10 protein-coding genes and 1 tRNA gene are annotated in these 12,982 nt (G+C 33.9%); 5 read left to right on the forward strand and 6 right to left on the reverse strand.

Translation table 11 applies throughout. The features are described from left to right. Positions 1-121: 121 nt before the first annotated feature. The 6 genes from G4L40_RS08590 to G4L40_RS08615 form a co-directional block, all read right to left on the reverse strand. Positions 122-1,903: an AMP-dependent synthetase/ligase gene (locus G4L40_RS08590; protein WP_166236791.1), complete on the reverse strand. Its 1,782-nt coding sequence runs from the start codon at positions 1,901-1,903 to the stop codon at positions 122-124. Positions 1,904-2,020: 117 nt separating this feature from the next. Then, a complete protein-coding gene (locus tag G4L40_RS08595) occupies positions 2,021-2,887 on the reverse strand; it encodes a DMT family transporter (RefSeq protein WP_166236792.1) in 867 nt (288 codons plus the stop codon). A gap of 2 nt (positions 2,888-2,889) precedes the next feature. After that, the gene (locus G4L40_RS08600) at positions 2,890-3,681 is read right to left on the reverse strand and encodes a DUF3667 domain-containing protein (protein ID WP_166236793.1); all 792 of its coding nucleotides are present in this window, start codon (positions 3,679-3,681) and stop codon (positions 2,890-2,892) included. Between the two features lie 64 nt (positions 3,682-3,745). Further along, a complete protein-coding gene (gene purL, locus G4L40_RS08605; RefSeq protein ID WP_166236794.1) occupies positions 3,746-7,480 on the reverse strand; it encodes a phosphoribosylformylglycinamidine synthase in 3,735 nt (1,244 codons plus the stop codon). Positions 7,481-7,611: 131 nt separating this feature from the next. Continuing rightward, positions 7,612-8,244, reverse strand: coding sequence for a DUF1579 domain-containing protein (locus G4L40_RS08610; protein WP_166236795.1), 633 nt, complete (start codon positions 8,242-8,244; stop codon positions 7,612-7,614). Between the two features lie 20 nt (positions 8,245-8,264). Further along, the gene (locus G4L40_RS08615) at positions 8,265-9,818 is read right to left on the reverse strand and encodes a right-handed parallel beta-helix repeat-containing protein (RefSeq protein ID WP_166236796.1); all 1,554 of its coding nucleotides are present in this window, start codon (positions 9,816-9,818) and stop codon (positions 8,265-8,267) included. A gap of 135 nt (positions 9,819-9,953) precedes the next feature. Between G4L40_RS08615 and G4L40_RS08620 the strand changes: the two genes are divergently transcribed. The 5 genes from G4L40_RS08620 to G4L40_RS08640 all read left to right on the forward strand — a co-directional run bounded on the left by G4L40_RS08620 (position 9,954) and on the right by G4L40_RS08640 (position 12,977). Next, a complete protein-coding gene (locus G4L40_RS08620; RefSeq protein WP_166236797.1) occupies positions 9,954-10,379 on the forward strand; it encodes a hotdog fold thioesterase in 426 nt (141 codons plus the stop codon). Continuing rightward, entirely contained in the window at positions 10,379-11,413 is a 1,035-nt protein-coding gene (locus tag G4L40_RS08625; RefSeq protein ID WP_166236798.1) for an isochorismate synthase, read from the forward strand. The genes G4L40_RS08620 and G4L40_RS08625 overlap by 1 nt, the downstream gene beginning before the upstream one ends. Before the next feature lie 22 nt (positions 11,414-11,435). Continuing rightward, entirely contained in the window at positions 11,436-12,152 is a 717-nt protein-coding gene (gene bshB1 / locus G4L40_RS08630; RefSeq protein ID WP_166236799.1) for a bacillithiol biosynthesis deacetylase BshB1, read from the forward strand. Between the two features lie 98 nt (positions 12,153-12,250). Beyond that, positions 12,251-12,326: transfer RNA gene (locus tag G4L40_RS08635), tRNA-His, on the forward strand. A gap of 111 nt (positions 12,327-12,437) precedes the next feature. Beyond that, positions 12,438-12,977, forward strand: coding sequence for a hypothetical protein (locus tag G4L40_RS08640; protein ID WP_166236800.1), 540 nt, complete (start codon positions 12,438-12,440; stop codon positions 12,975-12,977). The last annotated feature ends 5 nt before the right edge of the window (positions 12,978-12,982 follow it).

The following is a 12,982-nucleotide window of genomic DNA, read 5'->3' on the forward strand; positions in this document are numbered from 1 at the left end:
ATCTAAATTTGTTCAAATATAAAAAAAAATACTATGCACGCATAGTATTTTAAGACTTTTTTCTATAATTAATGATTTTTTAACATTTAAAAAACGAAAATCCACCTTTTGGTGGATTTTTTTATTGTTCTCCGTATATTTTAGTGTATAAGTTTAAATATTTTTCTTTAATTATTTTACGTTTTAATTTCATGGTTGGAGTTAAATGCCCGTCGTTAATTGACCATACGTCTGGTGTAAGCTCAAAACGTTTTACTTTTTCCCAATTGCCAAAGCGCTCATTATAATGGTCGATTTCCTCTTGAATTCGTTTGATTACTATTGGATTTGAACAAATTTCTTCATTTGAATCACCCAATTTTACATCTGGATGTTTAATTGCCCAATCTTTAATAAAATCAAAAGCAGGTTGTATGAATGCAGCTGGCATTTTTTCGCCTTCACCAATTACCATTATTTGCTCAATAAATCTTGATTGTTTAAAAGTATTTTCTAATAATTGAGGAGCCACATATTTACCACCAGAAGTTTTGAACATTTCTTTTTTACGATCAGTAATTTTTAAGAATCCTTCATTATCAATTTCGCCAATATCACCTGTGTGGAAATAGCCTCCTTTTAACACTTCATTAGTTTGTGTTTCATCTTTGTAATAACCCATCATTACATTTGGTCCTTTACATAAGATTTCACCGTCTTCAGCAATTTTTACTTCAACACCATCTAAAACTCTTCCTACTGTTCCTACTTTGAAACCTCTGTTTCTCATGTCATTAACGGATACTACAGGCGATGTTTCGGTTAATCCATAACCTTCCATAACTGGAATTCCTGCTGCAGTAAATACTTTGGTTAGTCTTGGTTGTAACGCAGCACTACCAGAAACTAGTAATTCTAATTCGCCTCCAAGTGCTTCTTGCCATTTAGAGAAAATTAATTTTCTGGCAATTTTTAATTGGAATTCATAGAACCATCCATTCTCTTGATATGGCTTGTATTGAATTCCCAATCCAGTTGCCCAAAAGAATAATCTCTTTTTAATACCTGTCAATTCAGCACCTTTTGCATAAATTTTGTCGTACACTTTTTCCAATAAACGAGGAACAACAGACATTACATGTGGATGTACTTCTTTTAAATTGTCTGATATTTTTTCAATGCTCTCGGCAAAGTATATTGAAATACCATAATATTGGTATAAGTATGTCAACATTCGCTCAAAAATATGGCAAATAGGTAAGAAACTTAATGCTTTTGTATCACCAGGTCTTAACGGAACTCTAGGTGCACTTAATAAAACATCCGAAACAATGTTTTGATGCGATAACATCACACCTTTTGGTCTTCCTGTAGTTCCAGACGTATATATTATTGTAGCTAAATCAGTTGTAGTGACATTGTTTTTGCGGTCTTCCACAACATCTTGGTTAGATTCATCGGCTCCAAGTTCCAAAATTTCTTTCCAGCTTTTACATCCATTAATATCGTTGTAGGAATAAATAGCTTTTAAATTTGGAATATTGTTCTGTACAGCAACTAATTTGTCATATACTTCTTGATCGGATACAAAACAATAAGAAGATTCAGAATGATTTAAAATGTATTCGTAATCTTCAGAAGATATCGTTGGATAAATTGGAACTGTTTGTGCGCCAGTTTGCAAAGCACCAATATCTGTGATATGCCATTCTGTTCTATTATTTGATGAAATGATTGCGATTTTATCATTTTTTTGAACACCTAAACGAAGTAACCCTCTTGAAATGGCATTTGCTTTATCAAGATATTCTTTAGTAGAGGTTTTTACCCATTGGTCACCATATTTAGTAACTAATGCATCAGGTAAGTTATATTTTTCTAATTGGTGATAAGGAAAATCGAATAAGCGTGTAATATTGTTCATAATTCACAATTAATATTTGTTGCAAATTATAAAAATAAAACTAATTGTGCAATTTTTTAAACAATTGATAATCTTTAGTTTAATTTTTTAAGAATAATAAATTACTATGCAAGCCTACTAAATTTGTTTCAATTGAGAAAGGGTAATGCAAATAATTGAAATTATAGCCAAAACAATCCCAAAATAGTTCCTTTTGGTCATTTTTTCTTTAAATAAGAGTATTCCGGCTAAGCTTCCTAATACAATAACTCCCATATTCATTCCCGCAAAAACAGTAGATGGATTTTCAGACAACGCTTTATGAGCTTTTAAATAAAATAAAATGTTTCCAAAATTTAAGATACCTAATCCAATGCCCCAAAAGCAGTTTTTAAATTTGATTGGCTCTTTTTGAAACAATACTTTATAGATTAATATTAAAAGAGAAACTACAAAAGCACCACAAAAAATAAAAAACAAGGTGGTTGTAAACGGAACATTACTCGAAGTGGCAACTTTTTTAAACAATGTATCAATAATTCCAAAACCAAGTAAAACCAATATAGGATACAATAATTTTGAAGGCGAATTTTTAATTTCAGATTTTTTAAATAACGTGAAAAATATAGCAGAAAAACCTATAATTAAGCCAACAATCTTATAAGAATTGAAGTGCTCCTGAAAAATAAAATAGGAAGCAATTATAGGGATAAAAAGCGATAACCGTTGGGCAATATCTGTTTTAACAATTCCAGTATGCTTTATTGAAGTGTTTTGAAAAAGAAACACAATAGGCAATAAAATAGAAAGACTAATCAATAACTCCAAAGGAAGCGAGCCACTACTTTCTTTAATTTGAGGATTAAATAAAAAGTAGGTAAACGATAAGGCCACACTATAATTCCAACTGATAATTTGGAAAATATTTAATTGATAACGCTTGGCTATTTTGAGCAATATTCCAACGGAAACACTACAGATTACGCTTAAAATTACATACCACATAATTAAGCTCTATAAGATAAAGGTCCAAAATTCCAATCGCTTACATAGCCATATATCAATAGCATAAATACGACAAGTTCAAAGATTATCAATAGCGTAAATACAAGCATTCGCATCGAAAAATACATTTTCTTATAGTAATCTTTAAACGTTTGATAATAACTAAAAATAGGAAAAAATAACACTGCAAACGAAGTGAAAAAACTAAAATAACCAGATACTGAATCAAAGTATTTTGTAAAATCTAAAAGGGAAACAATTGAATCAGCTGTAATAATTAAAAGGATTCCTAAAAAAGTAATGCCAGCTATAATGAAATGCTCGCTAAAATTTAATCTTCGCTTTCTAAAAAGTAAAAAACTATTTACTGCAAATAAGGGAACAAAACTAAAAATCAAAATTTTGGCATAATCTGTAAAAAAATGCTCAAACTTTTTCCCCGTAACATTACTCTCTTCTGCAAAAGTTTGTCCAATATAAATTTCAGATAATTTATCATAATAGTTCGATAAAAAAAGATTCAAACCAATTAGAAGTAGAATAAAATAAAAAACATTATAATAACGAATTCTTTTGCCTTCTATATAGTCCAAAGCGGCTTTCCCTGGTCGAGTAAGCGATTCTTTGGCGGTAAAAAGCATTCCTTTTTCTACATGAAACAAACCATGCAGCACATCATGTGCGATAAAATGTTTGAAGGTAATACGGTGTATGTCAGTTTTTTGACCACAATTATTACAAAAGTTTCCACTCACTTGATTATTGCAATTAAGGCATGTAGAGGTTTGGCTCATTTTATAAATGTTTGAATCACAATATTACAAAAAAAATCAGCTTATTAAAAGCTGATTTTTGATATTATTTCTTATGCTCAATCCATTTTCTAGCATTTACAAATGCTTCTAACCATGGCGAAACTTCATCTTTCTGTCCTCTTTCTGGATAATGTGCCCAGTTCCAAGGGAAAGTCGAACGCTCAATGTGTGGCATCATAACTAAATGTCTTCCAGTGGTATCACACATCATAGCTGTGTTGAAATCAGAACCATTTGGATTTGCTGGATATCCTTCGTAAGCATATTTTGCTACAATGTTATATTTTTCTTCAGAATAAGGTAATTTGAATTTTCCTTCTCCATGCGAAATCCATACGCCTAAAGTGGTTCCTTCTAACGTGGATAACATCACTGAGTTATTTTTCTGAACCGTTACCGAAGTAAAGCCACTCTCGTGCTTATTAGAAGTATTATGATGCATTTTTCCATGAACTTCGTGTTCTGGATTAATCAATTCTAATTCCATTAATAACTGACAACCATTACAAATTCCAACAGAAAGTGTGTCTTCTCTTTTGAAGAAGTTTTTCAATGCGGTATTCGCTTTTTCGTTGTATAAAAATGCTCCAGCCCAACCTTTAGCCGAACCTAAAACATCCGAATTCGAAAATCCTCCAACTGCTCCAATGAATTGAATGTCTTCTAATGTTTCTCTTCCCGAAATTAAATCGGTCATGTGAACATCTTTTACATCAAAACCTGCTAAGTACATAGCATTTGCCATTTCACGTTCAGAATTACTTCCTTTTTCACGAATGATTGCTGCTTTTGGTCTTGAACCAACAGGAGCAATGTCAGCCTGAGCTTGTCGAAGGGTTCCATCAAAATGCGTTGGGAATGTGAACTGTAATTTTTGGTTTTTATAATTGTCAAAACGTGCTTGCGCCATTCCGTTTTTAGCTTGTTTTGAATCTAATAAGAATGATGTTTTAAACCAAGTATCACGAAGAGAAGCTACATCTAAATTTAATACTGAAGTTTCAGAAATAATTTCTAATTTTCCGTTAGTCGTAACTGTTCCTAAATTAAAAAATTCAACTTGATTTTCGGTTAATTGTTTTTCAAATTCTTCATTATTAGCTGGTTGTACAACAATTCCAATGTTTTCTGAAAACAATATTTTAACTAAATCTTTTTCTTTAAAACAATCAAAATTTAATGCCATCCCAGTTTCCTCAAAGTGAGGAATTCCCCCTTCGGGGGTTAGGGGGCTAAAACACATTTCTAATAAAGTTGTGATTAAACCACCACTTCCAATATCGTGTCCTGCTTTAATTTTTCTGTCTTTGATTAAATCTTGTAAAACGTTGAATGCTTTTTTGAAGAATTCCGAATTTTGAATCGTTGGAACATCGTTTCCAATTTTATTCAACACTTGAGCAAACGAACTTCCACCTAATTTAAACGAATCTTGCGATAAGTTGATGTAATAAATGTTTCCGCCATTTCTTTGTAAAACGGGTTCTACTACTTTCGTAATGTTCGAACAATTTCCAGCAGCTGAAATAATAACCGTTCCTGGCGCAATTACTTCATCATTTGGATATTTTTGTTTCATTGAAAGCGAATCTTTTCCAGTTGGAATATTGATTCCTAATTCTATAGCAAAATCGGAACAACCTTTTACTGCCTCATATAAACGAGCGTCTTCTCCTTCATTTTTACAAGCCCACATCCAGTTGGCTGATAACGAAACCGATTGTAAACCGTCTTTTAAAGGTGCCCAAACGATATTCGATAAAGCTTCAGCAATAGCCGTTCTTGAACCCGCAACAGGATTTACCAACGCCGAAATAGGCGAGTGCCCAATCGAAGTCGCAATTCCTTCTTTTCCTTTGAAATCCAATGCCATAACTCCAACATTGTTTAAAGGTAATTGTAATGGACCAACACATTGTTGTTTTGCCACGCGTCCGCCTACACAACGGTCCACTTTATTAGTTAACCAATCTTTACAAGCTACTGCTTCTAGTTGTAAAACCTGACTTAAGTAGCTTGCTATATTTTCTTTAGAATATGCTAAATCTGAGTAATTTGTTGCAACGGTTTTATCCGTCATAATTGTTTTTGGCGAACTTCCGAAGAAATCTTCCAAAGCATAATCCATTGGTTTTACACCAGTCGATTTTGATTCGAATGTAAATCTATGGTCGTTTGTAACATCACCTACTTGATACATTGGAGAACGTTCTCTGTCTGCAATTCTTTGTAATGTTTCGATATCTTTTTCACCAATAACCAATCCCATTCTTTCTTGCGATTCGTTTCCGATGATTTCTTTTGCAGAAAGGGTAGGGTCTCCAACAGGTAATTTATCTAAATCGATCAAACCTCCAGTCTCTTCTACTAATTCAGAAAGACAATTCAAATGTCCGCCTGCTCCATGATCGTGAATTGAAACAATCGGATTATTATCGCTTTCTACCAAACCACGAATCGCGTTGGCTGCACGTTTTTGCATCTCTGGATTCGAACGTTGGATAGCATTTAATTCAATTCCTGAACCAAAAGCTCCTGTATCTGCAGAAGATACCGCAGCACCACCCATTCCAATTCTATAATTTTCTCCACCTAAAATAACGATTTTATCGCCTGCCGTAGGTTTCTTTTTAATCGCTTGGTCTAATTTTCCATAACCAATTCCACCGGCTTGCATGATGACTTTGTCGTAACCTAACTTTCTACTTTTGGAAGCTGAGGCACTCGAAGCTTCTTCATGTTCGAAAGTTAAAATAGAACCCGTAATTAAAGGTTGTCCAAATTTATTCCCAAAATCTGAAGCTCCGTTTGAGGCTTTAATCAAAATATCCATTGGAGTTTGGTATAACCAAGGTCTTTCAGTCATTCCGTTTTCCCAAGGACGTTCATTTTCTAAACGAGAATAAGAAGTCATATAAACAGCAGTTCCTGCTAATGGTAATGAACCTTGTCCACCAGCTAAACGGTCACGAATTTCTCCTCCTGAACCCGTTGCAGCTCCGTTGAATGGCTCAACTGTTGTAGGGAAGTTGTGTGTTTCTGCTTTTAAGGAAAGTACTGAATCAAATTCCTTTTCTTGGTAAAAATCAGGTTTGTCAGCGCTTTTTGGTGCGAATTGTGTTACTTTCGGACCTTTTACAAAAGCTACGTTATCTTTATATGCCGAAACAATATCGTTTGGATTTGTTTCCGAAGTTTTCTTGATTAATTTGAATAAAGAAGTTGGTTTTTCTTCACCATCAATCACAAAGGTTCCGTTGAAAATTTTGTGACGGCAGTGCTCTGAATTCGCTTGTGAGAAAGCAAAAATTTCAGAATCAGTTAACTTTCTTCCTAATTTCGTTGAAAGATTATTCAAATAGTCCACTTCTTCCGGACTTAGTGCTAAACCTTCTGATTTATTGTAAGCGTCTATATCTTCAATATCCAAAATGGGTTCTGGTTGGATATTAATAGTATAAATGTCTTGATTTAATTCCGAATACTTTTGCGAAAGCATTGGGTCGAAATCGTTAAAATCGGCAGCTACTTTTTCAAATTCCTCAATACGAATGATGCCAGAAATTCCCATATTTTGAGTAATCTCAACTGCATTGGTACTCCAAGGCGTAATCATAGCGGCACGTGGTCCAACAAAAAAATCCGACAATACGGATTTTTCTATTTTATGGGCGTTGCCAAAAAGCCAATTTAATTTGTTGATGTCTTCTGATGAAATCTCGTTTTGCGTTTGAACCGCAAAAACCGTGTTGGATTGGTTTCCGAAGAAATGAATCATTGTGTAGTTATTTGTGTTGTTGTTGAAGTTGCAAATTTATTCTAAAAAGTTAGAAGTTCAAAGTTTTATAAAGGTTTAAAAACAAAAAAAGCCGTTCTTTTTTGAACAGCTTTTTTCTTTTTTGTTGAAAACTACATTTTACGTTTCGAAACTACTTGCATCGACTTGAATTCTTTGCCATCTTCTAGAATATCAAACATTTCCATTTTTTGATTGTTGTCGTCAATATAGGTAATAACTTCTTTTACTTTTTTAGCTTTTTTAGTCACTGGATCCACCATTTCGCCATGAAAAGTAGATGTTTTTGTCGCTTCATCATATTTTCCACGATTTACCATCATTCCTGTTCCCATGTTGTCTATCCAAGTAGATATAAATTCTTCAGTAGCATTATCAAAAGCAACCGTTCCTTTTCCCTCAAACGGCATTCCAAACATATCACCTGAATAAGTTCCTTCTTGATATCTTCCGCCCATAATCATTTTATAAGTTACGGTAGCAGTAGATTTCATTTCTTGTGGATTGTCTGGTGACCAAAAAGTTAGTTCGGCATCCCAAGTACCGTTGTCTTTAGCTAACATTTCATGCGCTTTTGATGGTGTTGCATAATCCATCCATGCTTTAGCGACTGCAGCAGAATCTGGTTTTGTTGTTGCAGCAACTTCTTCTTTAGTGGTTGTTTCATCTGGTTTTTGCGCTTCTTCTTTTTTACAAGAAACGAATGTTAAACCAATAATGAATAGCGATAAAGAGAGATTTTTCATAATTGTATAGTTTAAATTGGTTAGTCAAAAGTAATCCAATTGTAAGCACCAATATCAGTAGCACCAGTTCTTGGATTGTTTAAAATATCATTAAAAGTTGAATAGGAAGCATCAGCCATTCCTTTTGCTGCTGAATCTTCGCCTATGATCAATTGATTTTTTGTAGCATCTTTAAAATCAGGTTTATTCACCGTTGAATTAGTTGCAATGATACAAGTATCAAATAATGACGCATTTGAAAAAGCATACAAAGGATTATTGGTAAACTGATTACTAAAATCGGCAAACTTAATCAAGCAGTGGTCAAAATTATAATTGAATACGCTTCCTTCTTTTTGCAAGCTAATGCCCAAATTACTAGAGGTATGAATAATACAGTTCTTGAAGTTGGCTTTGGTTAAGGCATACAAAGCTGTACCATCATAATCATCTAAAACAATTCCTGTTTGATTAGGAACAGCCCAATAATTAGCAAACGTGCAATGCACAAACTCATAACTGCCACCAAAACTTCCAGCAAACGAAGCTTCGCCACAATTATTAATGACTACATTTCTACCTTCAATGTTTCCAGTACGAGCTAGAATACCCACATTTGAACAATTATAAATCTGAGTATTTTCAAGGTCTAATGTTGGAGTACCAGTGCCATCATTTCCAGAGACTAAAATTCCAACCGTAGCATTTTTTATCGTTAGATTTTTAATTTGATTATCTGTGCTGCCTTGCGTGAGCCAAAGCGTTCCCCATTGTCCTGGAACTTCAGCAAAATCTGGTTCCAATCGGTCGCTTTCAAAAATCACTTCGTTTTCTAAGGCTGCTGTGGCGGAAGGAGCTCCATTCACATGAATCGAAGCATTATTCGCAACAATCAATCCTGATTCGGCATGAAAGTGCACCCTTGCACCTGGGTCAATCACTAGTGTTTTGGTACTAGGAACTGCCGCATAACCATATATGACATAGGGTTTGGTATTGTTAAAATGGAGTTCATTGCCATTAATTGGGTCTGCTTCGTCCAAATATTGCCCTCTAATCGTTATCGGATTTCCTTCGTCATCTAATCCCAAATTGAGCGATTCATAAGTATAAGTTTCATCAGGATTCTGGGTGCGTTGCGGAAAAATAAAGTAGGCATCTTGAATTAAGGTGACTAATTCAACTTTTTGCGTATTTGGCCCTTCGCCAAACAAAATTTGATCGGTATATAAAAAATCGGTCGGATTGGCATCGGCTACATCAGCGGTCACTTCAATAAAAATAAACATGCTGTCTTTTGCCAATAACTCCACATTATCAAATACTTTTCCAGGCATACCATCTACCATCATGCGGTATTTAGATGCTGCTCCTTTTGCCAATTGTACTTTGGGAATCGAAATGTTTTTATCACTCTTGTTATACACTTTTAGGGTGTAGGTACTCGAACCAATATTGGTAAAAACAGTGTCCAAATAAACCGTGTCTTTAGAAAAACGCAAGCCTCCCGTACTCGATTCAAAATCAAAATCGTTTCGGCACGAAGTTAATGAAACGGCAAATCCTATTAATAATAAAAGTATATAACGACGCATGTATAGTTGATTTTTTGTAAAAGTAATTATTAATTTTAAATCTATAAAAACAAAATGTGTTTAAAATACTTACTAAAACGTTAAATCAGTTGAAATATTCTGTTCGGAATGCTTAATTTTACAAAAAATAAAGTTATGATGTTTGATAGAGAAAAAATGCTGCAATTGTGCAACGATTGGAGTAAAAACACTTTAATGAATACCTTAGATATTGTTTACACCGATGCGGGTGAAGATTTCTTAACCGCAACCATGCCTGTAAACCCAAGAGTACACCAACCAATGGGATTATTACACGGTGGGGCTTCTGTAGCGCTAGCAGAAAGTGTTGGAAGTGCCGCTTCGTTAATGTTTGTAAATCCAGAAAAACAAGAAGTGCGCGGTATCGAAATTTCAGCCAATCACCTAAAAAGCAAACGCGAAGGAATGGTAACGGCAACAGCAAAAATCATTCACAAAGGCGCAAGTTTGCACTTATGGGAAATTAGAATTGTAGACGAAGAAGGAAAGCTAATTTCACTTTGCAAATTAACTAATATGGTCTTATCAAGAAGACAATAATGCAAGTTTTTAAAGAAATAAGTACACTTTTATTAGAGCAAAAACCTTTTGTTTGCTATGTAAAACCAAATGAATCTGTTTGGAATTTACTCCTACAACAAAACGAGGAATGGGTTGAGTTTACCCATCAAGCCGGATTTGTATTTATACCCTTTCAAGAAGGAAAACAAGTCGTAATTCCGTTTGAAGGCAATCTGTTTTTGCAAGGCAATTTTGAAAACCAAATCAAAAAAACAGCTGAAAGTTTTACGGCTGAAAACAACCAAAAACAAAGTTTTGAAAATTTAGTTGCCAATGGAGTTGCAGCAATCCAAAGCGGGGAATTTGACAAAGTGGTCTTATCCCGAAAGATTGTTTTAAAAGAACAAATCGCTATTGTAGCTTCGTTTGAAAACATAATAGCAACATATCCTACCGCTTTTCGCTATTTGTTTTTTCATCCCAAAGTAGGGCTATGGATGGGAGCTACCCCAGAGCAATTGGTGAAAATCAACCAGAATCAGTTCGAAACGGTGGCTTTGGCTGGAACGCAATTGTTTGCTGAAAAGGTAATTTGGGAATCCAAAGAAATCGAAGAACAACAATTTGTAACCGATTATATAGTAGCCAATATAAAAAATAAAGTAAATCAACTGATTGTTACCGATGCGAATACTGTTAAAGCTGGAAATTTAGTCCATTTAAAATCGTTTATTTCTGGAGAATTAACAGCTGATTTTCAAGCTATCGATTTGATAAAAACGTTACATCCAACACCTGCGGTTTGTGGTTTGCCTAAAGAAAATGCTATCGATTTTATCCTAAAAAACGAAGGCTATAACCGAAAATATTACGCAGGTTTTTTAGGGGAATACAATAATGACAAGCAAACTGATTTATTTGTAAATTTACGCTGTTTAGAGATTGATAATGACGTTGTAACCATTTATGTAGGTTGTGGCATCACAAAAGACAGCAATCCAGAAAAAGAATACATTGAAACAGAAAATAAATCCATGACCATGCGAAATGTTTTAGTTTCAAAAACCTTTTAAACAATAAACTTATAAACTGAAAATGAAATTAGATATATTAGCTTTTGGAGCACATCCAGACGATGTAGAATTAGGTTGTAGCGGCACAATCGCCAAAGAAGTTAGCCTTGGAAAGAAAGTCGGGATTATCGATTTAACCCGTGGCGAATTAGGTACACGCGGTTCGGTTGAAATTCGTAATGCAGAATCGGCTAAAGCTTCTGAAATCTTAGGGGTTTCAATACGAGAAAACTTGGACATGCGCGATGGGTTTTTCAAAAACGATGAAGCGCACCAATTGAAAGTAATTCAAATGATCCGCAAATACCGTCCAGAAATTGTATTGTGCAATGCCATTACCGACAGACACATCGACCACGGAAAAGGCAGCAAACTAGTAAGCGACGCTTGCTTTTTATCAGGATTGGTAAAAATTGAAACCGAATTAAACGGAGAAAAACAACAGGCTTGGCGACCAAAAGTGGTGTATCATTACATCCAGTGGCAAACTATTGAGCCTGATTTTGTGGTAGATGTTTCGGGTTTTATGGTTGCCAAAATGGAATCAGTACAAGCGTATGGATCTCAATTTTATGACCCAAACTCTAAAGAACCTGTAACACCCATAGCTTCTAAGAACTTTTTAGACAGTATAAAATACCGTGCGCAAGACTTGGGAAGACTAGTAGGAGTGGAGTATGCCGAAGGTTTTACTACCGAGAGATATGTGGCTGTCAATAGCTTAGCAGATTTGAAATAAAATTGTAGTAAAAAAGTAAAAAAAATCTTTGCAAGATTGTAGGAAACACCTATATTTGCACTCGCAAAAGAATTAAGGTTCTTTTGTACAAAACAAATGGTGATTGTAGCTCAGTTGGTTAGAGCGTCGGATTGTGGTTCCGAAGGTCGCGGGTTCGAGACCCGTCTTTCACCCTTTAAATTAGAAAGCCCTGAATTTTCAGGGCTTTTTTTATGGAATTATTTCTCTATTTCTGTATTTTTATTAAAAACCATTTATTATTTTTGAAAGAGATATAAAAAACAAATGAAAATTTCAAAAAATAGAATTGTTGCATATATAGTTTTAATTGCAATATTTTGTACTCATATATTTATACTGAGGCCCTATATAAAGGAAAAATATTTTGATATAGATATTCGTAATTTTAAGGAAATATCATGGAAATATTCACTTCTATTCCTTTCTGTTTTACTTATTTCTTTTCTTATTTATGGATACAGAAAAAAGATTATTTCTGTAGGATACACCTTTACAATGTTACTTGTAGTTGCGTTATTTGGATTTTTATTCAAGAGTATAACGGATGATTTTCTTTTATTTTTAAACTCAAAAATCAATTTAGAAAATCACACAAAAGGCTACCATGTTGTTACAGATAGTTCAAATAAAGTATTTCATATTTATGAAAACAAAAATGAATTTATAACTTCACCTGAACATTTGAATAAAATTGATTCATTGAGAATTTTAAAGAAATATCCTTCTTTATATAAATTTAAAAATGGAGATACTCTAAATGTTGAATATAAATTAGGCTTGTTTAATGTAAAATTTCTTGAATAAAAAAT

Source organism: Flavobacterium celericrescens (genome assembly GCF_011392075.1).
Classification (GTDB): Bacteria; Bacteroidota; Bacteroidia; order Flavobacteriales; family Flavobacteriaceae; genus Flavobacterium; species Flavobacterium celericrescens.